The sequence below is a fragment of the Streptomyces sp. NPDC048441 genome, from assembly GCF_043200235.1.
Lineage (GTDB): Bacteria > Actinomycetota > Actinomycetes > Streptomycetales > Streptomycetaceae > Streptomyces.
In genome coordinates, this window is record NZ_JBICXM010000001.1 from 929,639 (window position 1) to 952,940 (window position 23,302).

18 protein-coding genes are annotated in these 23,302 nt (G+C 70.1%); 8 read left to right on the forward strand and 10 right to left on the reverse strand.

What is annotated here, in order from left to right; translation table 11 throughout:
* Positions 1 to 55: 55 nt before the first annotated feature.
* Positions 56 to 421, forward strand: a complete 366-nt coding sequence (locus ACGFSB_RS04190) for a DUF6578 domain-containing protein (protein WP_393393646.1) — start codon at positions 56 to 58, stop codon at positions 419 to 421.
* 142 nt (positions 422 to 563) lie between these two features.
* Positions 564 to 3,932, forward strand: coding sequence for a BTAD domain-containing putative transcriptional regulator (locus ACGFSB_RS04195; protein WP_393393649.1), 3,369 nt, complete (start codon positions 564 to 566; stop codon positions 3,930 to 3,932).
* A gap of 63 nt (positions 3,933 to 3,995) precedes the next feature.
* Here the strand turns inward: ACGFSB_RS04195 and ACGFSB_RS04200 are convergent, their stop codons facing one another.
* From ACGFSB_RS04200 to panB, 3 genes are all read right to left on the reverse strand, one after another.
* Positions 3,996 to 4,826, reverse strand: coding sequence for an ABC transporter permease (locus tag ACGFSB_RS04200; protein ID WP_393393651.1), 831 nt, complete (start codon positions 4,824 to 4,826; stop codon positions 3,996 to 3,998).
* Complete coding sequence (locus ACGFSB_RS04205) at positions 4,823 to 5,845, reverse strand: ATP-binding cassette domain-containing protein (RefSeq protein WP_393393654.1); 1,023 nt, start codon at positions 5,843 to 5,845, stop codon at positions 4,823 to 4,825. Before ACGFSB_RS04205 ends, ACGFSB_RS04200 begins: the two co-directional genes overlap by 4 nt.
* A 704-nt stretch (positions 5,846 to 6,549) precedes the next feature.
* Entirely contained in the window at positions 6,550 to 7,440 is an 891-nt protein-coding gene (gene panB, locus ACGFSB_RS04210; protein ID WP_393393656.1) for a 3-methyl-2-oxobutanoate hydroxymethyltransferase, read from the reverse strand.
* A gap of 163 nt (positions 7,441 to 7,603) precedes the next feature.
* On the opposite strand from panB, the gene ACGFSB_RS04215 reads away from it, so the two are divergent.
* From ACGFSB_RS04215 to ACGFSB_RS04230, 4 genes are all read left to right on the forward strand, one after another.
* Positions 7,604 to 9,196, forward strand: a complete 1,593-nt coding sequence (locus ACGFSB_RS04215) for an MFS transporter (protein ID WP_393393659.1) — start codon at positions 7,604 to 7,606, stop codon at positions 9,194 to 9,196.
* A 67-nt stretch (positions 9,197 to 9,263) separates the two neighbouring features.
* On the forward strand, positions 9,264 to 9,884 hold the full coding sequence (locus ACGFSB_RS04220; RefSeq protein WP_393393662.1) for a TetR/AcrR family transcriptional regulator: 621 nt from the start codon (positions 9,264 to 9,266) through the stop codon (positions 9,882 to 9,884).
* A 177-nt stretch (positions 9,885 to 10,061) separates the two neighbouring features.
* A complete protein-coding gene (locus tag ACGFSB_RS04225) occupies positions 10,062 to 11,084 on the forward strand; it encodes an endonuclease/exonuclease/phosphatase family protein (protein ID WP_393393664.1) in 1,023 nt (340 codons plus the stop codon).
* A 183-nt stretch (positions 11,085 to 11,267) separates the two neighbouring features.
* The gene (locus ACGFSB_RS04230) at positions 11,268 to 12,488 is read left to right on the forward strand and encodes an MFS transporter (protein ID WP_393393667.1); all 1,221 of its coding nucleotides are present in this window, start codon (positions 11,268 to 11,270) and stop codon (positions 12,486 to 12,488) included.
* Between the two features lie 85 nt (positions 12,489 to 12,573).
* On the opposite strand, the gene ACGFSB_RS04235 is transcribed toward ACGFSB_RS04230, so the two are convergent.
* From ACGFSB_RS04235 to ACGFSB_RS04245, 3 genes are all read right to left on the reverse strand, one after another.
* Complete coding sequence (locus ACGFSB_RS04235; RefSeq protein ID WP_393393670.1) at positions 12,574 to 14,331, reverse strand: NAD+ synthase; 1,758 nt, start codon at positions 14,329 to 14,331, stop codon at positions 12,574 to 12,576.
* A 133-nt stretch (positions 14,332 to 14,464) separates the two neighbouring features.
* Entirely contained in the window at positions 14,465 to 16,114 is a 1,650-nt protein-coding gene (locus ACGFSB_RS04240) for a multicopper oxidase family protein (RefSeq protein ID WP_393393673.1), read from the reverse strand.
* Positions 16,115 to 16,249: 135 nt separating this feature from the next.
* Complete coding sequence (locus ACGFSB_RS04245) at positions 16,250 to 16,753, reverse strand: hypothetical protein (RefSeq protein WP_393393675.1); 504 nt, start codon at positions 16,751 to 16,753, stop codon at positions 16,250 to 16,252.
* Positions 16,754 to 16,823: 70 nt separating this feature from the next.
* On the opposite strand from ACGFSB_RS04245, the gene ACGFSB_RS04250 reads away from it, so the two are divergent.
* Entirely contained in the window at positions 16,824 to 17,540 is a 717-nt protein-coding gene (locus ACGFSB_RS04250) for a DUF998 domain-containing protein (protein ID WP_393393678.1), read from the forward strand.
* Positions 17,537 to 18,358 (forward strand): alpha/beta fold hydrolase, encoded by an 822-nt coding sequence (locus tag ACGFSB_RS04255; protein ID WP_393393681.1) that lies wholly within the window; start codon positions 17,537 to 17,539, stop codon positions 18,356 to 18,358. The genes ACGFSB_RS04250 and ACGFSB_RS04255 overlap by 4 nt, the downstream gene beginning before the upstream one ends.
* Before the next feature lie 6 nt (positions 18,359 to 18,364).
* On the opposite strand, the gene ACGFSB_RS04260 is transcribed toward ACGFSB_RS04255, so the two are convergent.
* The 4 genes from ACGFSB_RS04260 to ACGFSB_RS04275 all read right to left on the reverse strand — a co-directional run bounded on the left by ACGFSB_RS04260 (position 18,365) and on the right by ACGFSB_RS04275 (position 23,191).
* The gene (locus ACGFSB_RS04260) at positions 18,365 to 19,444 is read right to left on the reverse strand and encodes a LacI family DNA-binding transcriptional regulator (protein WP_393393684.1); all 1,080 of its coding nucleotides are present in this window, start codon (positions 19,442 to 19,444) and stop codon (positions 18,365 to 18,367) included.
* Between the two features lie 100 nt (positions 19,445 to 19,544).
* Positions 19,545 to 21,182 (reverse strand): sugar ABC transporter substrate-binding protein, encoded by a 1,638-nt coding sequence (locus ACGFSB_RS04265; RefSeq protein ID WP_393393686.1) that lies wholly within the window; start codon positions 21,180 to 21,182, stop codon positions 19,545 to 19,547.
* Positions 21,183 to 21,230: 48 nt separating this feature from the next.
* A complete protein-coding gene (locus ACGFSB_RS04270) occupies positions 21,231 to 22,094 on the reverse strand; it encodes a carbohydrate ABC transporter permease (RefSeq protein ID WP_393393860.1) in 864 nt (287 codons plus the stop codon).
* Between the two features lie 101 nt (positions 22,095 to 22,195).
* Positions 22,196 to 23,191: an ABC transporter permease gene (locus tag ACGFSB_RS04275; protein ID WP_393393688.1), complete on the reverse strand. Its 996-nt coding sequence runs from the start codon at positions 23,189 to 23,191 to the stop codon at positions 22,196 to 22,198.
* Positions 23,192 to 23,302: the final 111 nt, after the last annotated feature.

The following is a 23,302-nucleotide window of genomic DNA, read 5'->3' on the forward strand; positions in this document are numbered from 1 at the left end:
GGCGTACGACGAAAACGTCTCGCACTCGGTGGGGAGTTCCAGGGAGGGTGGGGGCATGGCGCTGTTGAAGGTGATGTTCGACGACTGGCAGATGGAGTGCTGCGGGACGCCGTTCTCCGTGGGGGACGAGGTGGCGTGGTCGCTGAGCGGCGAGGCGCCGCTCTACTCCGTGGAGCTGCATGGGGACGAGGAGGCGGACACCGTCGGGCGGGTGCGGTCGATCGAGGTGGTGACGCGGGGGTTCACCCTGCCCGCCGGTACGCGCACGTTCGAGCCGGTGGCGGGGGAACAGTGGCTCCGCGCGGTGGACAGGTGCCCGAAGTGGTTCTCGGATTCGGTGGAGGGGAGTCGGGAGCGGGGGTACTTTCGGAGAGAGGTCGGGGTGCTGGTCTGTCTCGAAGTGCCGGGGGGCGCTGCGTGACCAGGGATTCAACTTCTCCATGGACCTCATGGACCCGGCTATCGAGGTCGAACCAGGCGAAGCCGGTGGTCAGAGGCCTCTGACCACCGGAGCGGCCGCCCCGCGGAGCACGCGGCGCCGCCTTTTACCCTCACCGGAGACAATGGACCCCGTGCGCTACCGCATTCTCGGCACCACCCAGGCGTTTCACGCCGACGGCACGACCATCGCCGTCGGCGGCCCAAGGCTGCGCGCACTCCTCACGGTCCTCGCTCTGCGCGCGCCCCGCCCCGTCCCCGCGTCCGTACTGGTCGACGAGGTATGGGGCGGCGATCCGCCCGTGGACGCGACCGGCGCGCTACAGGCGCTCGTGGGACGGCTGCGCCGGGCCGTCGGAGCCGCGGCGATCGGCTCGACCGACGGTGGCTACCAACTTCGCGCCGCACCGGACGACATCGACCTGTACCGCTTCGACCGCCTCGCGGGCGAGGGGGCGAGGGCCCTCGCGGACGGCGACGCGGCCAAGGCCGCGGCCGTCCTCGACGACGCGCTCGCCCTCTGGCAGGGCAGCCCTCTCGCCGACCTTCCTGACCGCACGGCGGAGGCGTCTCGGTGGGAGTCGCGCCGCCTCGACGCCCGCCGCGCCAGGCTGACCGCCTCGCTCGCACTCGGCCGGGCCGAGCAGGCGCTGCCCGAGCTGGCCGCCCTCTGCGACACCCACCCCCTCGACGAGCCCCTCCAGGCCCTTCGGCTGCGGGCGCTGCGCGACGCGGGCCGCCCGGCGCAGGCGCTCGCCGCGTACGACGCCGTACGCCGCCTCATCGCGGACCGCATCGGCGCGGACCCGGGACCCGAACTCCGGGCCCTGCACGAGGAGTTGCTGCACGAGGGCACCACGCCCGCGCCGCGCCCAGCGGTCCGCCCGCCGCAGAGACCGCAGGGCAACCTCCGCGCCAGGCTCACCTCCTTCGTCGGCCGCGAGAGCGACATCGAGGCCATCCGGGGCGACCTGGCGGGGGCCCGCCTCGTCACGCTGCTCGGGCCCGGCGGCGCCGGGAAGACGCGGCTCTCCCAGGAGGCCGCGGAGTCGTACGCGGGTGGCGTGCCGGACGGCGTATGGCTGGCCGAGCTCGCGCCGGTCGAGGATCCGGACGCGGTGCCCGAGGCCGTCCTCACCGCGCTCGGCGCCCGCGAGACCGTGCTGCGCGGCGCGGGTGCCGAGGAGCTGCGGGCGGTGTCGGAGTGGCACGGCGACGACCCCGTCATACGCCTCACCGAGCACTGCGCACAGCGCCACATGCTGCTGATCCTCGACAACTGCGAGCACGTCATCGACGCCGCGGCCCGCCTCGCCGAGCAGCTGCTCGCGCACTGCCCCGGCCTCACGGTCCTGGCCACGAGCCGTGAACCCCTCGGTGTGCCGGGGGAGTTGCTGCGCCCGGTGGAACCACTCCCGGAGCCGACCGCGCTGCGGCTGCTCGCGGACCGCGGCGCGGCGGCGAGACCGGGCTTCCGCATCGAGGACGACCGGGCGGCGACAGCCGAGATCTGCCGGCGCCTCGACGGCCTGCCCCTGGCCATCGAACTGGCCGCGGCCCGCCTGCGGATGCTCACCCCGCGTCAGATCGCCGACCGACTCGACGACCGCTTCCGCCTCCTGACCAACGGCGCCCGCACGGTCCTGCCCCGCCAGCAGACCCTGCGCGCGGTGGTCGACTGGTCCTGGGACCTCCTGGACGCGTCCGAACGCACCGTCCTGCGCCGCCTCTCCGTCTTCGCGGGCGGCTGCGAGCTGGCGGCGGCGGAGGCGGTGTGCGGGGCGGCGGGGTCCGTGCCCCTCGACGTTGCCGACGTGGCCGACGACGCCGACATGACCGACGACGCCGACATGACCGACGTGGCTGACGTCCTTGGCTCCCTCGTCGACAAGTCCCTTGTCGTCGCCGCCCCTTCGCCGCAGGGCGTCATGCGGTACCGGCTCCTCGAGACCGTCGGCGAGTACGCGGGCGAGCGGATCGACGAGGCCGGGGACCGGAGCGCCGCCGAGCGGGCCCATCTCGTGTACTTCCGGGAGTTCGCGCGGGTCACCGAGCCGCGGCTGCGGGGCGGCGGGCAGCGGGAGGCCGTGGAACGTCTTGAGGTCGAGTACGAGAATCTGCGCACCGCCCTGCGGCACGCCGTCGCCGCGCGGGACGAGCAGGAGGCCCTCTGCCTCGTCCTCTCGCTCTCCTGGTACTGGACGATCCGCGACCTGCGCATCGAGACCCGCAACTGGTCCCGTGACGTCGTCGCCCTCGGCCCCGACCCCTTCGCCCGCCCCGTCACCCCGGTCGAGCCGCTCTACGAACGCTGCACGGACGCCCCGCTGCCCATGCGCCCCGAAGTGCTCGAAGAGGCCAGGCGAGGTGTCCACCTCATCCAGCTCTCCTGCATGGACATGAACCTGGAGGCCTGGCAGACGCCCGAGGGCGACGAGAAACTCGCGGGCATCAGGGAGGCGTACCGCCCCGGCCTCCCGCAGACCTGCTGGTCGCCGGGGAGCCTGTGGTTCTTCGCGGTGCTCCTCGACGGCAACATCACCTACCTGCGCGACATCATCGAAGCGACCATCGACACCTGCCGCGAGCGGGGATACGAGTGGGAGCTCGCCGCGTCCTTGCAGCAGCGCGCCAACATCCTCGCCAACCGCAGCGACTGGGCCGGAGACGCCCATCGTGACGCCGACGAGTCCCTGGAGATCTTCACCCGGCTCGGCGATGTGTGGGGCATGGCCGAGGCGCTCTCCTCGCGCGGTGAGGCGCATGAGCGGCGCGGCAGGTTCGCCCTCGCCGCCGAGGACTTCGGCGCCGCCATCGACCATGCCGAGCGGCTCGGCGCCCCCGCGCAGGTGACCGTGCTCACGGCCAGGCTCGGCGCGGTCCTCGCCGAGGGGGGCGAAGAGGCCAGGGGCGAGGAGCTGCTCTGGTCGGTCATGGAGCGTGACGGCAAGGGCGGCACGTCCAGCGAGTCGATGCCCACCGCGCGCTTCTTCCTCGTGGACCTGCTCGGTCGCACCGACCGAACCGCCGAGGCGCGGGAGCAACTCGATTTGCTGTGCGAGGAGTTCAAGGCCGTCGACTTCGTCGTCTTCGATGGCTTCCTCCTCGGCTGCAAGGCCTGGCTCGACACACTGGACGGCCGTCACGCCGAGGGACTCGTCGCGGCGCGCGGTGCGCTCGACAAGTCCCGTGACCCGATGACCGTGATGATCGCGCCGCAGATGACGGCCATCCAGCTCATCACCGCGGCGCGTGCCCTGGCCGGGCTCGACGGCGGCCGGTATGCCTCTGACGCCGCCCGGCTCATCGCCGTCGCCGACCGTGAGCTGCCGCCCGGTCACTTCGCCGCCGCCATGGAGCGCGAGAACCACCGGTCGGCCGTGGAGTCGGCGCGCGAGGCACTGGGTGACGCCGCGTACGAGGCCGCCTACGCGGAAGGCGGCGGGCTCTCCGTGGAGGAGGCCGCCGCCCTCTGCGACACGTACATCGGCTAGGCAATCCGCCAGGGAGTCCGCGCCGAGTCCGTGCTCAGCTCTTCGTAACTCAGCTCTTCGTACTCAGCTCTTCGTGCGGAACTTGTGGATCGCGATCGGCGCCATCACCAGCGTGAGCACCGCCGACCAGCCCACCGTCACCCAGATGTCGTGGGCGACAGGGCCGCCCACCATCAGGCCGCGCGCGGAGTCCGCGAGCGCGGACAGCGGGTTGTAGTCGGTGAAGCCCTGCAGCCAGCCCGGCATCGACTGCGTCGGCGCGAAGATCGACGAACCGAACTGCAGCGGCATCAGGACCAGGAAGCCCACACCCTGCACGGACTGGGCGCTCTTCATCGTGACGCCGAGGACCAGGAAAATCCACATGATGGACGAGCCGAAGAGCGCGGTGAGGCCCACGGAAGCGAGAAGGCCGCCCCAGTTGGTGATGTCGAAGCCCACCAGGACGCCGACGATCATCATGATCGTGATCGCGACGAGCATCCGCATCAGCTCTACCGCGATCTTGGCGAAGAGAACTGAGCCCTGGCCGATGGGCAGGGTGCGGAAGCGGTCCATGACACCGGTCTGGAAGTCCTGGTTGAAGCCGGTGCCGACGGCCATGGCGATGTTCATGCTCATCATCGCCATCATGCCCGGGACCACGTACTGCACGTACGCGTCCTGACCGCCGCCGAGCGCCTGCCCGATGGAGCCGCCGAAGACATAGACGAACAGGAGCGTGAAGACGATCGGCATGAGCACCGCGTCGAACATCGACTCCGGATCCGCGCGGATCCACTGCAGATTGCGGCGGACGAGGGCGCCGGTGTGTCGCGCGTGAGCGCGCAGGCCGATACGGCCGTCTTCCTGGCCGCCCTTGGCGAGGGGGGCCGCGATGGTGGTGGCGCTCATACGGCGACCTCCTCGAGTTCGGCGGGGCGGGTGTCCTGCGGGGCGCTGGCCTTCTGGCCCGTGATGGAGAGGAACACCTCGTCCAGGCTGGGCAGTTCGGTGGCGATCGAGCCGATCGTGATGCCGCGCGCGGTGACGGCGCCGACGACGGCGGTGAGCTGCTCGTCGCTGAGGATCGGGACCAGCACGGTGCCGGTCTCGGCGTCCACGGTCGATGTGGCGAGGCCGGTGAGGCCCAGGTCGTCGAGCATGGTCGCCAGCGGGTGCAGCTCCAGCGGGTCGGCGGGGCGGACCCGCAGGGTGCGGCCGCCGACCTTGGCCTTCAGTTCGTCGATGCCGCCGTTGGCGATGACCTTGCCGCGGTCGATGACCGTCAGCTCGGACGCCAGCTGCTCGGCCTCCTCCATGTACTGGGTGGTGAGCAGCACGGTGACGCCTTCGCCGACCATGCGCTTGACCTCGGCCCACACCTCGTTGCGGGTGCGGGGGTCGAGGCCGGTCGTCGGCTCGTCCAGGTAGAGGACGGACGGGCTGCCGATCATCGACGCCGCGAGGTCGAGGCGGCGGCGCATACCGCCGGAGTACGTCTTCGCCTGACGTCCCGCGGCCTCCGTGAGGGAGAACCGCTCCAGCAGGGAGTCGGCCCTGGACTTCGACTCCTTGCGGGAGAGGTCGAGGAGCCGCCCGATCATGTAGAGGTTCTCGCGCCCGGAGAGCTTCTCGTCCACGGATGCGTACTGGCCGGTGAGGCCTATGACCCGGCGGAGCTGCCGGGGCTGCTTGGCGACGTCGTACCCGGCGACGAAGGCCGAGCCCGAGTCCGGAGTGATGAGGGTGGAGAGGCAGCGAACGAGGGTGGTCTTACCGGCGCCGTTCGGCCCGAGCACGCCGAGGACGGTGCCTTCGCGTACGTCGAGGTCCACGCCGTCCAGTGCTTTGGTCTCGCCGTAGTGCTTGACCAGTCCCCTCACGGTGACGGCGCTTCCGGCGCCGCCGGGGGTGTTGTCGATTCGTGTCATGCGAGTACGTTCTCAGCTGCCACCGACAAACCACCGACAGAGCGCCGACACCTCGCCGGTGGGGCTGAGCGGCCCCCGCCTTGTCCCGCCCCTCCACGTTCCCTGCCCCACCGCTTCGCGGTTCCTGTCCGCTGCGCGTTCCTTGCCTCGCCGCTTCGCGTTCCCGGTCCGCTGCGCGTTCCCTGTCCCACCGCTTCGCGGTCCCTGTCCCACCGCTTCGCGGTCCCTGTCCCACCGCTTCGCGGTGGATCTTCCCCACCCACCCACCCGATCACCCCGGGGTAATCGGGTGGGTGGGTGGGAGACATCGCCGCGAAGCGGCGGACAGGACAGACCCGCGCGGCCCGCAGGGAAGGGCGGCCTGCAGGGAAGGGCGGCCCGCAGGGAAGTGCCGCCCGCAGGGAAGTGCGGCCCGCAGGGAAGGTCGGCCCGCAGGGAAGGTCGGCCCGCAGGGAAGGTCGGCCTGCAGAGAAAGGCGGCCCCGCAGGGAACGTTGCCCCGCAGAGAGAGGTCGGCCCGCAGGGAAGGTCGGCCCGCAGAGAGAGGCGGCCCCGCAGGGATGGGCGGCCCGCAGGGAGAGGCCGGTTCGCAGGGAGAGGCCGGCCCGCAGGGGAAAGCGGGCAGCCCGTCGACGGGGGAATCGACGGGCTGCCGGTGGTGCCGCTATGGCTCAGACGGCGGCAGCCAGAAGCCGCCCCGCGGTACTAGTGGACCTCATGCTCCCCGGAGGGAAACGCCCCGCCCACCACGTCCTGGGCGAACGCCTTCGCCGCCCCGCTCATGACGGACCGCAGATCCGCGTACTGCTTCACGAAGCGCGGCATCTTGCCGCCGGTCAGGCCCAGCATGTCCGTCCAGACGAGGACCTGCGCGTCGCAGGCCGCACCCGCGCCGATGCCGACCGTCGGGATGTGGAGGGAGCGGGTGACCTCAGCGGCCAGTTCCGCGGGGACCAGTTCGAGGACGACCGCGAACGCACCCGCGTCCTGCGCCGCCTTCGCATCGCTCAGCAGGCGGTGCGCCGCCTCGTCACCGCGGCCCTGGACGCGATAGCCCATGGTGTTCACGGACTGTGGTGTGAGGCCGAGGTGGGACATGACCGGGATGCCGGAGGAGACGAGCAGCTCGGTCTGGGGGAGGGAGCGTTCGCCGCCCTCCAGCTTGACCGCGCCGACTCCGGCCTCCTTCACCAGGCGGGTCGCGGAGCGGAGCGCCTGGACCGGGCCTTCCTGGTACGAGCCGAAGGGCAGATCGCCGACGATCAGGGCACGCGACGTGCCCCGTACGACGGCGGCGGACAGCATGGTCATCTCGTCGAGCGTGACGGGCACCGTCGTCTCATAGCCGAGATGACAGTTGCCCGCCGAGTCGCCGACCAGCATCACGGGGATGCCGGCCTCGTCGAAGACGGACGCGGTCATCGCGTCGTACGCGGTGAGCATGGGCCACTTCTCGCCCCGCTCCTTGGCGGCGGTGATGTCCCGCACGGTGATGCGCCGGGTGCTCTTGCCTCCGTACAGCGCCTTGCTGCTGTCGGTGGACGGGCTCACGGCAGGCCCTGCGGGCTGGGTCTTGGCAGCCGAAAGTTGCGTCATCGCAACGGCTCCTTCTCTCATCTCGAGGCGCCCTGACGGCGTCCCCGGATCTCCTCCATGGTGGCATCGCGTGCCGCCCTGCCGCTAGTGGACCCTTTGGCTTTGAGTAAAGTCTTTACAATACGAGACGGTCTCGTATCGGAATGGTCCTAGGGTGAAAGGCATGACAACCCCTGCCGTCACCACCCCACGCATACCGGAAGCCGTCCACCGGCGGCGCTGGGCGATCCTCGGCGTCCTGATGCTGAGCCTGCTGATCGTCGTACTCGACAACTCGATCCTGAACGTCGCGATCAAGACGATCTCCACACCGGAGCCGACGGGCCTCGGTGCCACCCAGGGCGACCTGGAGTGGGCCATCAACTCCTACACCCTGGTCTTCGCCGGGCTGCTGTTCACGGCGGGCCTGCTCGGCGACCGGTTCGGCCGCAAGAAGGTGCTGCTCGCGGGTCTGGCCGTCTTCGGCATCGGTTCAGCGCTCGCCGCCGAGTCAGGATCGCCGGTCCAACTCATCGTGTTCCGCTCGGTGATGGGTCTCGGCGCCGCGTTCGTGATGCCCGCCACCCTCGCCGTCCTGATGAACGTCTTCGAGCGCGACGAGCAGCCCAAGGCCATCGGCATCTGGGCGGGCGGCGTCGGCCTCGCCATCGCGATCGGGCCCATCACCGGCGGCGTACTCCTCGACCACTTCTGGTGGGGCTCGGTCTTCCTGGTGAACGTGCCGATCGTGATCACCGCGATCGCCCTGATGATCTGGCTCGTGCCCGAGTCGCGCGACCCCAAGCCGGGCCGGATCGACCTGTTCGGCGTGGGCCTGTCCATCGTCGGCCTCGTCCTGCTCGTCTACGGCATCATCAAGGGCGGCCAGCTCGCCGACTTCACCGACCCGGCGGTCCTCGCGACCATCGCCGCGGGCCTCGTCGTGCTCGTCGGTTTCGTCCTGCACGAGAAGCGCAGCGACCACCCGTCGATCGACATCTCGTACTTCAAGAACCGTGTCTTCTCGGCGGCGATCAGTGCCCTCGCGCTCGTCTTCTTCGCGCTGATGGGCGTGACCTTCTTCTCCGTGTTCTACACACAGAGCGTGCGCGGCTACTCGCCGCTGCAGACCGGCCTGTTGATGCTGCCGCTCGCCGCCGCACAACTCATCTTCGCGCCGCGCGCCCGCCTCGTCGTCGACCGCTTCGGCGTCCGCGCCGTCTGCACGGGCGGTCTGACGCTCGTCGCCGCGATGCTCGCCGCCTTCACGATCCTGGAAGCCGATACGCCGATCTGGATCCTGGAGGTCGTCTTCTTCCTGATGGGCACCGGGATGGCGCACATCATGACGCCCGCAAGCGTCGTCATCATGCAGGCACTGCCCCGCGAGAAGGCGGGCTCCGCCTCCGCGCTGAGCAACACCTTCCGCCAGGTCGGCGGCGCCCTGGGCATCGCGGTGCTCGGCTCCGTGCTCTCCGCGGCCTACCGCAGCGGCATCGAGGACAAGCTCACCCTGCTGCCCGCCGATGTGCGGCACACCGCGGGCGAGTCCATCGAGGCCACCCTCGGCGTCGCGGCGAAGCTCGGCCCGCGCGGCGAACCGCTCGTGTCCGCGGCCAACGACTCCTTCCTGCACGCCATGCATGTCACGGCGGTCTGCGGCGCGGGAGTCGCCCTGATCGGCGTCGTGGTCGTCGCCCTGTTCCTGCCGGGCCGTACGCCGCAGGAGTCGCAGGCGGAGCAGAAGGAGGCCGACCCGGTGGGCGCGGGGCACTGACCAGGACACCGGGCGCTGATCAGGACACCGGGCCGGGAAGGGACAATCGGCCTGGCAGTCACCGGGGATGGCGAGAGACGGAGTTGATGTGGGCCACATCGTCAAAGGCGTCCGGGGGCGTCCCCGCAGCGAGGCCGTGGAGCGGTCGATCACCGAGGGCGTCCTCAAGCTGATCGAGGACGGTGTGCCCCTCGCCGACCTCTCCATCGAGCGGATCGCCCGCACGGCAGGTGTCGGCAAGGCCACCATCTACCGCCGCTGGAGCGGCAAGGAGGAGCTCTTCGTCGACATCCTGCGCGGCATGGACGAACCCGCCCCCGACCTGGCGGGGGACTCGATGCGCGACGACCTCATCACCTGCCTCGACCAGCTGCGCAGGCGTGGCGTGAACCTGCGGTCCTCCGCGCTCCTGCACAACGTCTTCGCGCAGATGAAGAGCCTGCCGAAGCTGTGGGAGGCGTATCAGGCGACTGTCATCGAGCCGCAGCGCCGCGTCGTGATCGGTGTGCTGCGCCGCGGCGTCGAGAACGGCGAACTGCGCGCGGACGTCGACATCGTGCTTGCCAACGACCTCTTCGTCGGCCCCATGCTCGTACGCACGCTCCTGCGTTCCGACGCGCCGCTCGACAAGGACCTCGCCGAGCAGATCGTGGACACCGTTCTCGATGGGCTGCGGCCCACGGGGTGAATGTGCGCGTTTCGTCACAGCGGCCCGTTGTGCGGGGGGATGCGGAACCCGCCGTGCCGCCCCGCTCGTCCTTGGTCCCGTACGGCCGTCACGGACGGCGGGGAGTACACCCGTTCATCGCCTAGGGTTTCAGGGGCGAGGACGGTGTGGCACGGCAGGTAGTGAGGCGACGAGCGTATGGCGCAGGCGTATGTGACGGAGACGGGCAGCGGCGGTTCGGGGCCTGACCGCCAAGGGTCCCGCTTCCGGCGCCTGGCCGAGGGCTGGCGGGGCGACCGGGGCATCTGGCGGCGCGGTCTCGTCACGGCGGCGGTCGCGCTGCTTATCGCCCTGGTGATGCTCTTCCACGCACAGATCCCGAACGGCGTCGGCAACCTCGGCAGCCTCATCGAGACGTTCCTGCCCTGGCTCGGCGTCCTCCTCCCGGCGCTTCTCGTCATCGGTTTCGTCCGCAAGTCCGCCACCGCGATGATCGCCGTGCTGCTGCCCGCGGTCATCTGGGTGAACTCCTTCGGCGGCCTGATCAGCGACAAGTCCGGCGCCGGCGGCGATCTGACGGTCGCCACGCACAACGTGAACGCGGAGAACGCCGACCCGTCGGGCACCGCCCGTGACGTCGCCGCGTCCGGTGCCGACGTCGTGGCCCTCGAGGAGCTCACGCCGGACGCCGTCCCGACGTACGAGAAGGCCCTGGCGGGCACGTACAAGTACCACTCGGTGCAGGGGACGGTCGGCCTGTGGAGCAAGTACCCGCTGACCGGCACCAAGCCCGTCGACATCAAGCTGGGCTGGACCCGCGCGATGCGGACGACGGTCGAAAGCCCCAAGGGCGAGGTCGCCGTGTACGTCGCACACCTGCCCTCGGTACGGGTCAAGCTCGACGCGGGCTTCACCGCCAACCAGCGTGACGCGAGCGCCGACGCACTCGGCGAGTCGATCGCCGACGAGCAGCTCTCCAAGGTCGTACTGCTCGGCGACCTGAACGGCACCATGAACGACCGTGCCCTGAACGCGGTCACCTCCCAGATGCGCTCCACGCAGGGCGCCGCGGGCGACGGCTTCGGCTTCAGCTGGCCCGCTTCGTTCCCGATGGCGCGGATCGACCAGATCATGGTGAAGGGCGTCGAGCCGATGTCGTCGTGGACGCTGCCGGAGACGGGCAGTGATCACTTGCCGATCGCGGCAAGGGTCGAGCTTTAGCCCCAGGCGGAGCCCCGGGCAGAGCCCCGGGCAGAGCCCCGGGCAGAGCCCCGGGCAGAGCCCCGCGCTTGGCTCACCGCACATCCCTTCGTAACCTCGCGGAATACTGGGCCTGAGAGACTTTGTTCCGGACGTAAACTTACGGAACACCACTCCCTCACGCGCTCCCCCGGAAGGTTCTTCATGCCCCTGGCCCTGCTCGCCCTAGCCGTGGGCGCCTTCGGCATCGGTACGACCGAGTTCGTGATGATGGGCCTGCTGCCCAATGTCGCGGACGACCTGGACATATCCATCCCCACCGCAGGGCACCTGGTCTCGGCCTACGCCCTCGGCGTCGTCATCGGCGCCCCGCTGCTCGCCGCGGTCACCGCACGGATGGCGCGGCGCCGGGTGCTCATCGGCCTGATGGTGCTCTTCGTCGCCGGTAACGCGCTGTCGGCCGCGGCCCCCGACTACCATTGGCTGATGGCCGCCCGCTTCCTGAGCGGCCTCCCGCACGGCGCCTTCTTCGGCGTCGGTGCCGTCGTCGCCACGGGGCTCGTCGCCCCCGAGCGCAAGGCGCGCTCCGTCTCGCTGATGTTCCTCGGCCTGACGGTCGCCAACATCGTGGGCGTACCGGTCGCCACTGCCATGGGCCAGCAGCTCGGCTGGCGCGCGACGTTCCTCGCGGTCAGCGCGATCGGCCTCGCGGCGATAGCGGCGCTCGCCCTCCTCGTACCCGCCGACCACGGCCACGGCGAGAGCGTCGGCCTGCGCGGGGAGATCCGGGCGCTCGGCAGCGTTCCGGTGTGGCTCGCGCTCGGTACGACCGTCGCGGGCTTCGGGGCGCTGTTCTCCGCGTACAGCTATGTGACACCGATGCTCACGGACGCGGCGGGCTACTCCGAATCCAGCGTGACGCTGCTGCTCGCCCTCTTCGGTGTCGGCGCCACCGCGGGCAACCTGCTCGGCGGCCGACTCGCGGACCACTCCCTGCGGGGCACGCTCTTCGGCGGCCTCACTGCCCTTGTCGTGGTCCTCGCCCTGTTCCCTGTCCTCATGAGTACGGCGTGGAGCGCGGCGCTCGCGGTCACGCTGCTCGGCATGGCCGCGTTCACCACGGGTTCGCCGCTGCAGCTGATGGTCATGGAGAAGGCGTCGGCGGCCCCGTCCCTGGCCTCCTCCGCCAACCAGGCCGCGTTCAACCTCGCCAACGCGGGCGGCGCGTGGGTCGGCGGCCTCGCTCTGGCCGCGGGCTTCGGGGTCACCTCACCGGCGGTGACGGGCGCGGCCCTTGCCGTGCTTGGCCTCGGGGTGGCCGGAGTGGCGTATCTGGTGGACCTGCGGTCCCCCGCGCCCGCGGCGGGCAGCGAGCGCCTTGTGGCTTCGGGGGAGCCCGTGCGGGAGGCGGCCTCCCGCAGGTAACGCCCGTTGCTCCTCGGGTGACACGCGGGTGGGCGACTGACCGTCGCTTCGCGGCAGATCTTTCCCGCCCACCCACCCGTTACCGTCAGACGGACTTCTCCCGCCACCGATTGGTGATCGGCAGCCGCCGGTCCTTGCCGAAGCCCTTCGCGGAGATCTTCGTGCCCGGCGGATACTGCCGCCGCTTGTACTCGGCGGTGTCCACCATCCGCAGTGTCTTCACGACAAGATCCCGGTCGTAACCGGCGGCGACGATCGCGTCCGCGCCCTGGTCGCGGTCGACGTACAGCTCCAGGATCCCGTCGAGGACCGGATAGTCCGGCAGCGAGTCCGTGTCCACCTGGCCGGGCCGCAGCTCCGCGCTCGGCGGCTTGGTGATGGAGTTCTCCGGGATCGGCGGCGTCTGCCCACGCTCGGCCGCCGCGCGATTGCGCCACTCGGCGAGCCGGAAGATCAGCGACTTGTAGACGTCCTTGATCGGCCCGTACGCCCCGACCGAGTCGCCGTAGAGCGTCGAATACCCCACCGCCAGCTCGGACTTGTTGCCGGGGGCCAGGACGATGTGGCCCTCCTGGTTGGAGATGGCCATCAGCATCGTGCCGCGCAGGCGCGACTGGAGGTTCTCCTCGGCGAGCCCGGTGAGCCCCAGGGACCCCATGTACGCGTCGAACATCGGCGCGATCGGCACGGTCCGGAGGTTGAGACCCGTACGCCGCGCCAGCTCCTCCGCGTCGCCGATGGAGTGGTCGGAGGAGTAGCGGGACGGCATGGCGACCCCGTACACGTTCTGCGCGCCGAGCGCGTCGCAGGCGATCGCCGCGACGAGCGCGGAGTCGATGCCTCCGGAGAGCCCGATCAGGACGCTGCTGAACCCATTCTTCGCGGCGTACGCACGCAGCCCGACGACCAGTGCCGAGTACACCTCTTCGTCGTCGTCGAGCCGCTCGGCGTACCCGCCGGGGAGTTCGGGGTCGTAGGCGGCGACGGGCTCGTCCGAGACGGTGACGTGCTCGATGCGGAGCCCGTCGTCCACGACACCCGACGGCGGCTCGGGAGCGGCGGCGGGCAGCTCCAGGTCGAGGACCACACATCCCTCGGCGAACTGCGGCGCCCGCGCGATGACCTCGCCGTCCCGGTCGACGACGATCGAGTCACCGTCGAAGACGAGCTCGTCCTGGCCGCCGATCATGGCGAGGTAGGCGGTGGTGCAACCGGCTTCCTGCGCACGCTTGCGCACAAGATCGAGCCGCTGGTCGTCCTTGTTCCGCTCGTACGGCGATGCGTTGATGGAGAGCAGGAGCCCCGCCCCCGCGGTACGCGTCGCAGGGACGCGGCCGCCGTCCTGCCAGAGGTCCTCGCAGATGGCGAGCGCGACGTCGACGCCGTGCACCCGCACGACCGGCAGGGTCTCGCCCGGCACGAAGTAGCGGAACTCGTCGAAGACGCCGTAGTTCGGCAGGTGGTGCTTGGAGAAGGTGAGCACGACCTCGCCGCGGTGCAGCACGGCGGCGGCGTTGCGCGGAGCCCCCGCGGGCTGGCCGAAGCGGGGCTTGGCCTCCTCCGTGCGGTCGAGATAGCCGACGACGACCGGCAGCTCTCCGAACCCCTCGTCGTTCAGCCGGGCGGCGAGCGCGTGCAGCGCGTCGCGCGAGGCCTGGACGAAGGACGACCGCAGGGCGAGGTCTTCGACGGGATAGCCGGTGAGGACCATCTCGGGGAACGCGACCAGGTGCGCTCCCTGCTCGGCGGAGTGCCGGGTCCAATGGACGATCGCCTCGGCGTTCCCGGCGAGATCGCCGACCGTCGAGTCGATCTGATTCAGGGCGAGGCGTAGTTGAGGCACGCGCCCCAGTGTAATCGTCAGAGCGACGCGATGCCCTGCCGGGCGGGTGTGGGGCGCCCCACTGGGGGCACCCCACGAGCCCGCCGGTCAGGCGCGGTGGCCGAGGGCCGTCAGACGCGGTAGTCGAGGGCCGTCAGGCGCGGTAGCCCAGGACCGTCATCATTCCTGCCTCTGAGTGATAGACGTTGTGGCAGTGGATCATCCACAGCCCCGGATTGTCCGCGTCGAAGTCCACCGTCAGCGTGCCGTTCGGCAGGACGATCGCGGTGTCCTTGCGAGGGCCGCCCGCCACGTTCGCCAGGGCGAAGGTGTGGCCGTGCAGATGGACCGGGTGCCACATCGTCGTCGAGTTGGCGAAGACGAGGCGGACCCGTTCGCCCGCGCGGACCGGGTGGCGCCGGCCGGGGGAGTAGGGCTTCTTGTCGAAGGCCCAGTCGTACTTCGCCATTCCGCCCGTCAGCTGGATCCTGATCGTGCGGTCCGGCTTGCGGGACGGCAGGGCCACCGACTTCGCCGCCCGTAGTCTGTCCGCCGTCAGGAGGCGGCCCGTCAGTTCCTTCGGGCGGGTCGAGGGGGTGGGCGCCGCGCCGCCGCCCGTACGCAGGACGGCGAGGGCCGCGGCCTTCTTGCCCTCGGCCGCCGCGGTCAGCGGGAACGCGCCGTCCTTGGCGGTGACCAGGACGTCATAGCGCTCGCCCATGCCGAGCAGCAGCGCGTCCGTCTTCGCGTGCTCCACCGGGAAGCCGTCCGTGTGCGTCACCGTCATCTCGTGGCCGCCGAGCGCCACCCGGAAGGCCGTGTCGCCGCCCGCGTTGATGATGCGCAGGCGGATGCGGTCGCCGGGGCGGGCCTTGAACGAGGAAGGGGAGTCCGGCGTACGGCCGTTGATGAGGTAGTGGGGGTAGGCCACGTCGCCCGCGTCGCCGCCGAGCAGTTCGCTCTTGGCGCCCATCATCACGCGGGAGGGGCCCTGAGTGTCCTGGGAGCCCGACGGCTCGGGGGAGGCCTTCGTGCGCATCGACATGTTGGACATGTCGTGGCCGCCCATGTCGCTGCCGCCCATGTCATGGCCGCCCATGTCATGGCCGCTCATGCCCTTGCTGAGCTCGGCGAGGACAGCGTCCGGTGTCGAGCCGTCCACACCGTCGACCCAGTCGTCGAGGACGACGACCCACTCCTTGTCGTACTTCAAGGGCTCCTTGGGGTCCTCCACGATCAGTGGTGCGTACAGACCGCGGTCCTGCTGGGTGCCCGAGTGGGGATGGAACCAGTACGTCCCCGGGTGCGGGACCGCGAAGCGGTAGGTGAAGTCGGCGCCGGGTTTGATGCTCTTCTGGGTGAGGCCGGGGACGCCGTCCATGTCGTTGCGCAGGGACAGGCCGTGCCAGTGCAGGGACGTGGCCTCGGGGAGGTGGTTGGCCAGCGTGAGGGCGAGGGTGTCGCCCGCGGTGACGCGGACCTCCTTGCCGGGCAGCCGGTCGCCGTACGCCCAGGTCTTGGCCGTGCGGCCGCCGAGGTCGAGCTTGGCCGTCATGGCCATGAGCTTCACCTCACGGACCGTGCCGCCGCCGTCGGCTCGCTTCTTCTCCGCGGCGGCGACTTCCTTGCCGGACGGGTCGACATAGCCCTCGGGCTCGGAGCCGCCGCCGTGCCCGGAGTGGCCGGAGCCGGAGTTCGAACAGGCCGTCAGGATTCCCGAACCGGCGACGGCTGTCGCGGCGCCGAGCAGGGCACGGCGCGAAGGGGTGTGCAGGGGTTGAGCGCGCAGGGGTTGATCGCGCATGGCTGAGTACACCTCGTCGTAGTGGTGCGTGCAGATGGGCGCATCTGCTGCTTCTGATACACCGCTCGACGCCCGGAGGTTCCCACCAAGGACCACACCGGAACGCGGGCAGCACGAAACAGCCGGTGCGTCGGCCTAAATGCGCAGCACTGACAACTGGGAGAGGAGTATGCGGGGCGGCGGCGGATTGGGCCGCAGCCCGTCGAGCAGCCGGGAGAGCGGCCGCGCGGGGGAGAGGAAGCCACCGGGCCGCAACAGCCCAGCCCTCAGCAGCAGTACGAGGGTGAACGCGGCAAGGACCGCGAGGCACACGGACAGCGGATCCATGCCGCCCGTCCCGGCGGGCGCGGACGCGGCTACGAGGGGCGGGGCCTGGGTGTGCGGGGCGTCTTCGGGCATGTGCGCCGAAGCGTCCCCTGACCTGCCCGACGCCATCTCGCCCGCGCTCATCTCATGCTGGCCGACGGCCTGTTCGGATTGCTCGGCCCGTTCGGATTGCCCGGCCTGTTCGGTCCCGCTTCCGTGGCTCGGCGAGTGGCCCGTCGGATGGCCCAGCGTATGCATCGTCACGATGCCGAAGAGCAGCGCGGCGAGCAGCAGGAGCTGCCTGCCGTTCGCTGATCTCTTCGTGGCCGCCATGAGCGGAACCTTACCCCCGCCGGGTATTCGGCGACATGCGGGCCCCGGGTACTCCACTGATCATGAGCCCATGACGATCACGGACAAACCGGCATGTACCGGATCAACCGGGAGTGGAATCGCGGACGTCGGATCCGCCGCCGTCCCGCTCCTGCTGACACTCGGCGCTGTCGCCTACAGCGCGTGGCTCCTTGAAGCCGTCCTCGGGACGGGGCTCTCGACGCTGAGTTCGTACGTGAGTGAACTCGCCGCCCAGGACCAGCCGTACGGGATGCTGTTCCGCACGACCGACCTGATCGCCGGGCTGCTGATCCTGGCGGGCGCGGTGGGCGCGCTGCTGTGGCTGCCGCGCCGGTGGGGCACGGTCGTGGGGTGGGCCGGGATCGCGCTGTTCGGGGCGGCCACTGTGGTCGACTCCCGGCTGCCGATGAGCTGCGCGCCGACCGCTGACGCCGCCTGTGCGGCCAGGGAGCGGGCGGGGCTCGTGCCCGCGGCGCACGCGGCGCACGTGGTGAGCAGCAGTGTCGCGGCGACGGGGGCGCTGGTGGGGATGGTGGTCTTGACGCTCGCCGCGCGACGGTACGGGATCCTGCCCTCCCTCGCGAGTCCGCCCGGCCTCCTCCTCGTGCTCCTCGAACTGGCCGCCACCACATGGACCTTGGCCGCCATCGCCGCCTTCGACGCGGGGTACGGCACGTGGGCGTTGGGGGCGGGGCAGCGGCTCCAGGTGATGCTCATCGCGGTGTGGACGGGGTTCCTCGCGCGTGCGGTGCTGCGGCGCGGATGAGTTTCGTACGGATCGGGGGAGTGCCGCACCACGTGGAGGTGACGGGGAGCGGGCCGGTGTGTCTCCTGAGCGCGGGGCTCGGGCTCGCGTGGTTCGACTGGGACGCGGTGGTGGAGCTGCTGGCCCCGCGGCGGACGGTGGTGTGCTTCGACCGGCCGGGGGCGGGGCTGAGCGGGCACGCGCGCATGCCTCCGCCCACGCTCGCGGGTGAGGCCGAGCGGATCGCGCGAATCCTGGACGCACTGGGCTTCCCCGGACCGGCCACCGTGGTCGGGCACTCGCTCGCGGGCTTCCACTGCGAGGCGTTCGCCCGCCTGTATCCGGCGCGTACGTCGGGCCTGGTCCTGGCCGACTCCAGCGTCGAGGAGAGACCGAGGGCGCGGGTTTCGCGCGGGGCGCGGGTGAGGGCGGCCCGGGTGTGCGGAGCGGTACTGAGCGGGGCGGGGGTGCCGCGGGCGGTGGGGCCCCTCTTCCGGAGAGTGGCGGTGCGCGGGGGTGTGGCGCCATCGGCGGATGCGGTGCGGCGGGTCTACGGGGCGAGCCGTGTACTGCGGGGCTCGCTCCTTGAGTATGCGACGTACGGCGACATGGCGGTCGAACTTGCCGAACTCCGCCGGGAGTTCCCCCTCCCCGGAGGGCTCCCCGTGACGGTGCTTGCCGCGCACTCGGGGGGTGGTGCGAGGGGGTGGCTCACCAGGCAGCGGGCCCTGGCGGCCTCGCTCGACGCGACCTTCCGCGTGGCGGAACCGTCGGGCCACTTGCTGATGCGGGACGCCGCGGAAGGCTTGGCGGAGGCGGTACTGGCCACGCCACCGTGAGGGCGGTCACCCGGCGGGACGGCTCTCCCGTACGCCCCGGACCTCCCGGAGCCCCCGAACACTCTCCCGGATCACGATGTGCGTCCCCAGGAGATGCCTCTCCTGGCCCGATCGAGGCGCCCCCGCCAGGGCCAGGCGTACCGCCGTGCGGCCCATTTCCTCTGCCGGGATGTGCACCGTCGTCAGGCCCGGGGTGATGTCCGCCGCCACGGGGTCGTCGTTGTAGCCGACCACCGAGATGTCGTCCGGCACCCGGAGACCGTGCTCACGCAGGGCGACCATGGAGGCCGCCGCCACCCTGTCGTCGCCCGCGAAGACCGCCGTGAAGTCCGGGCGGCCGTCCGCCTTCTTAAGAAGGTCCATGATCGCCTCATACCCGTGGTTCTGCCCGAAGCCGATGCCGTGCAGGATGGCTTCCTCGCGCGGTATGCCGTGGTCGGAGAGCGCGCGGAGGTAGCCGGCGATGCGGGCCTCGGCCGTCGTGTGACCGGGCTGGTAGCCGATCATGGCTATCTTGCGGTGGCCCGCCCCGAGCAGGTGGCTCGTGATCGCGTACGCGCCCGCCTCGTTGTCGTACTCGACGACCAGCGCGGGCACATCAGGCGCGGGCGCCGGGCGCCCGCACAGGACGAGCCGGGAGCCCGCCGCCGCGAGCACCTCCGCGTACCGCGCCATCCGCTCGCGGTACTCGTCGTCCTCGATGACCCCGCCGACCAGCACCACGGCCTCGGCGGCCTGTTCGCGCATCATCTGCACCAGCGCGAGCTCGCGCGCCGGATCGCTGTTCGTCGACGAGACCAGCGTGAGCCTGCCGCGCTGGGCGGCCTCCATCTCCACGCCCTGCGCGACGTGCGCGTAGAAGGAGCTCACCACGTCGTACATGAGCACCGCGATCGTCTTGCGGCCCGCGCCCGCCAACGCGCGCGCGTGCGCGTTGGCGACGTAGTCGAGGTCCTTGACGGCCCGCAGCACCTTCCCGCGCGACGCCGTCGACGTCGGGTAGTTGCCCGCGAGGACCCGCGAGACGGTCGCGACAGAGACGCCCGCCCGCGCCGCCACATCGCGAATGGTGACCCGCTCACCCACTGTGTCTCCTCAAGTCCTCAAGTGCTCAAGTAGCAGAATCCGGGGCGGGGTTGCCCCCACGGCAGCCCGCCCCGGACCATCATCCCGCGCTCGCCCCGCGTCAGTGCGCGGCCTCGTACTCCTTCGCGAACTCCTCGTGCGACTTGTTGCCGCCCTGCGCCTGCCACTTCTTGTAGACGGCGTCCCAGTCCGACAGATTCTTGCGGCCGGAGACGATCGCCGTGACGCCGTCCTCGATGATCTGCTGCATGGACGCGCCCTGCCGGTTGTACGTGTCCGACATCAGGCCCCAGTGGTCGTCGCGGACCAGCTGAGGCACCACCGCCTTCTCCCACGTGTGCAACCGCTTGGTGAGATCGGCGAAGCCGGGGAAGTACAGCGGCTGCGGCGCGTCCATGAGGTAGGCGAAGGGGAGGTTCGTGCGGTTCTCGACCAGGCCGAGGGAGGTGGGGATCGGGTCGCCGTTCTTGTCGTACTCGAAGTGTGTGCCCTCGACGCCCGAGTGCATCAGCTCGTACTCCTTGGAGCCGAAGGGGGACGCCAGCCAGTCAAGCACCCGCAGCATCAGCTTGACGCGGTCCTTGGAGGCCTTCTTGATGACGGTGTAGCCGAAACAGCCGCGGTTCTGGTAGTAGCCGGGTGTCGCGCCGTCGACCACGTACGGAACGGCCGCGTCCAGTGTGAACTCGTCCTTGATGCCCTGCGCGTTGGAGATGACCGCGCCCCAGCCGTCCGTCATCGAGCGGACCGTGCCGTTGTAGAACTGCGTCTTCAGGTCGACCTGGGAGATCGAGGTGGCGTCGGAGTTGTACGAGCCCGCCTTGCGCATCTTCGACATGTACTCGAGCGCGGCCTTGAACTCGTCGGTCCCGTACATGTCGGTGACCTTGCCGTTCTTGATCTGCCACTGGTTCGGCGCCCCGTGCCACATCGAGTGGTAGAGGTAGCCGAAGAAGCCGACCGAGGAACCGCCGAGTGCGTACTTCTTGTTCTGCGAGGCCTCGCGCGCCATCGTCTGGAAGTCGGCAGCCGCCATGCCCGGCTTGTAGCCCGCCTTGTCGAAGGCGTCGCGGTTGATGAACATCGCGCCGTGCACCTTGGCGCGCTCGACCGGCAGTCCGTAGATGCGGCCGGAGACGCGGCCCATGCCCTCCCACGCGTACGTAGGGATGTTAGCGAGGTTCGGGTAGTCCTTGACTGCGTCTCCGGAGAGGTGTTCCGACAGGTCCGCGCACCGCGACTTCACGAACTGCGACTCGCGCGGCAGGACGTAACCGCCACCGAAGTTGATCATGTCGGGCAGGTCGTCGCCGGACATCAGGGTGGACATCTTGGAGCGGAAGTCCGCGTCCGGCACGACCGAGAACTCGACCTCGACACCGAGGGCCTCGTTCATCGCCTGCCAGAACTTGTTCGATCCGACCGGCTTCGGCGGGGTGCCGTAGGTGATGGTCATGACCTTGATCTTCTGCTTGCCGGTGCCAGGCTTCTCGGCTGTCGCCCGGATCAGCTTCTCGGGGTACTTGGTGAAGCCGGGCTGCACGCCTTCGGTGGTCGGCGCGAGGTCGGGGGTCGGGCCCTTGGCGGGGGTGTACGTCGGCCAGGGCGTGGCCTTCTTGTTGGCGTTGCTGACCGAACCGCCGCCGCTCGAATCCGTGGAGCAGGCGGTGAGCAGGGAGGGCGCCGCGACCGCGGCACCGCCGACGGCTATGGAGCGCAGCAGCGTACGGCGCGACATCGAGGAACCGGACACAGTGTCAACCTTTCGGAGTGCTGGAGAGGAGGCTCAGCTCTTGATGGCGCCCGTGAGCACGCCCTTGGTGAAGTACTTCTGGAGGAAGGGGTAGACGATCAGGATCGGCACGGTGGCGATCACCAGGACGGCCATCTGCATCGTCTGCGGGGCCGAGACGTTCGCGGCGTCGCTCAGTCCGGTGTCGGCGATCTGCGAGCCGCCCATGACGTACGTACGAAGGACCTGCTGGAGCGGCCAGTGGTCGGACTCCAGATAGATCGAGGCATGGAACCAGGCGTTCCAGTAACTCACCGCGTAGAAGAGGCCGACCACCGCGAGGGCCGCCTTGGAGAGCGGGAGCACGACCCGCCACAGGATCTGCCAGTCGTTCGCGCCGTCGAGCCGCGCCGCCTCGTACAACTCCTCGGGAACGCCCTGGAAGAAGCCGCGCAGGACGACCAGATTGAAGACGTTGATGAGGAGGGGGACGACCAGGGAGCTGTAGCTTTCCAGCATCCCCATGCCCTTGACCAGCAGGAACGCGGGGATCATGCCGGGCGGGAAGAGAAAGGTGAACAGGACGATCAGCAGGATCGGCTTTCCGCCGTACACCTTGGGGCGGCTCAGCGCGTAGGCGAGGAACGTCGTGCATGCGAGCGAGGCGAGGGTGCCGATGATCGTGATGCCGGCGCTGACCCCGAGCGCCTTGGTGACGATGCCGCCCTCGAAGACCTGCTCGTACGCCCGCAGGGTCGGGTGGGTCGGCCACAGGACCCAGCCGCCGTTGGCGATGACCTCGCGGTTCGAGGCGAACGACGTCGAGATGATGACGAGGAACGGCACGAAGACCATGACCAGGATGGTGACGATCGCCAGGGCCTTGGCCACTTGGGTGACGGGCTTGGGCTTCTCCATCCAGGAGGGGCGGACGGGGCGGACGGGGCGGACGGGGCGTGCGGGTCGTGCATTACGTATGGGACGTACGGGGCGTGCCCCGGCGGTTTTCGTGCTCGTGCTCATTTGTAGACCCCCTGCTCGCCGAGGCGATGGGCGACCTTGTTGGCCGCGAAGACGAGAATCGCGCCGACCACGCCCTTGAACAGGCCCGCTGCCGCGGCGTATCCGGTGTCGCCGCCGACGATGCCCTGCCAGAAGACGAAGGTGTCGAGCACCTCACCGGCCTCGGGCCCGACCGACTGCCGTTGCAGCAGCATCTGTTCGAAGCCGACCGAGAGGATGTCGCCGAGCCGCATGATCAGGAGCAGGATGACGACCGGCCGGATGGACGGCAGCGTCACGTGCCAGAAGCGGCGCCAGGGGCCCGCCCCGTCGATCGCGGCGGCCTCGTACTGCTGCTCGTCCACCTGCATCAGCGCGGCGAGGAAGATGATCGTGCCCCAGCCCGCGTCCTTCCAGACGACCTGCGCGACGACGAGCGCCGGGTAGGCGTCCGGGTTGCCGATGATGTCGACGGAGTGCAGACCCGCCTGCCCGAGCACGGAGTTGAGAAGGCCGGTGTCGGCGAGCACCTGCTGGAACAGGGCGACGACGATGACCCATGACAGGAAGTGCGGCAGATAGACCACCGACTGCACGAAGCGCCGCGTCAGGTCCGACGTCAGGCTGTGCAGGAGCAGGGCGAGGCCGAGCGGGACCGGGAAGAAGAAGACCAGTTGGAGCACGGCGAGGAAGAGCGTGTTCCAGGTCGCGTGCCAGAAGTCCGGGTCGCCGAACATCCGGTCGAAGTTCTCGAAGCCGACCCAGGGGCTGGCCCAGAGGCCGTCGAAGGGGACGTACTCCTTGAAGGCGACGGCGTTGCCGATGAACGCGCCGTAGTGGAACACCAGGAAGTACGCGACTCCCGGCACCATGAGCAGCAGCAGGACCCGCGAGGAGCGAAACCGTTTCCATCGCTCAGCACGCCTGGTTTTGTTGCCATTTGGCAGGTTTCCGCGCTTGCCGGGCGGCTTCACCGCCTCGGTTTCCGTCCGGTCCTTCGTCACCGCTGACACGGCAGCCCCTCCGTCGTCGGAACAAGGTGACCGGAATCTAAAGCGGTTACTAACCTTGGTCAACCCCCTTGGCCCCGCGATCTCTTGACCACCGTCCCGACTTCGGCCTAG

Excerpts from the sequence above, each read along its gene's own strand:
- ACGFSB_RS04190 (WP_393393646.1), top strand. The coding sequence starts at position 56 with ATGGCGCTGTTGAAGGTGATGTTCGACGACTGGCAGATGGAGTGCTGC.
- ACGFSB_RS04195 (WP_393393649.1), top strand. The coding sequence starts at position 564 with ATGGACCCCGTGCGCTACCGCATTCTCGGCACCACCCAGGCGTTTCAC.
- ACGFSB_RS04200 (WP_393393651.1), bottom strand. The coding sequence starts at position 4,826 with ATGAGCGCCACCACCATCGCGGCCCCCCTCGCCAAGGGCGGCCAGGAA.
- ACGFSB_RS04205 (WP_393393654.1), bottom strand. The coding sequence starts at position 5,845 with ATGACACGAATCGACAACACCCCCGGCGGCGCCGGAAGCGCCGTCACC.
- panB (WP_393393656.1), bottom strand. The coding sequence starts at position 7,440 with ATGACGCAACTTTCGGCTGCCAAGACCCAGCCCGCAGGGCCTGCCGTG.
- ACGFSB_RS04215 (WP_393393659.1), top strand. The coding sequence starts at position 7,604 with ATGACAACCCCTGCCGTCACCACCCCACGCATACCGGAAGCCGTCCAC.
- ACGFSB_RS04220 (WP_393393662.1), top strand. The coding sequence starts at position 9,264 with ATGGCGAGAGACGGAGTTGATGTGGGCCACATCGTCAAAGGCGTCCGG.
- ACGFSB_RS04225 (WP_393393664.1), top strand. The coding sequence starts at position 10,062 with ATGGCGCAGGCGTATGTGACGGAGACGGGCAGCGGCGGTTCGGGGCCT.
- ACGFSB_RS04230 (WP_393393667.1), top strand. The coding sequence starts at position 11,268 with ATGCCCCTGGCCCTGCTCGCCCTAGCCGTGGGCGCCTTCGGCATCGGT.
- ACGFSB_RS04240 (WP_393393673.1), bottom strand. The coding sequence starts at position 16,114 with ATGCGCGATCAACCCCTGCGCGCTCAACCCCTGCACACCCCTTCGCGC.
- ACGFSB_RS04245 (WP_393393675.1), bottom strand. The coding sequence starts at position 16,753 with ATGGCGGCCACGAAGAGATCAGCGAACGGCAGGCAGCTCCTGCTGCTC.
- ACGFSB_RS04250 (WP_393393678.1), top strand. The coding sequence starts at position 16,824 with ATGACGATCACGGACAAACCGGCATGTACCGGATCAACCGGGAGTGGA.
- ACGFSB_RS04255 (WP_393393681.1), top strand. The coding sequence starts at position 17,537 with ATGAGTTTCGTACGGATCGGGGGAGTGCCGCACCACGTGGAGGTGACG.
- ACGFSB_RS04265 (WP_393393686.1), bottom strand. The coding sequence starts at position 21,182 with ATGTCGCGCCGTACGCTGCTGCGCTCCATAGCCGTCGGCGGTGCCGCG.
- ACGFSB_RS04270 (WP_393393860.1), bottom strand. The coding sequence starts at position 22,094 with ATGGAGAAGCCCAAGCCCGTCACCCAAGTGGCCAAGGCCCTGGCGATC.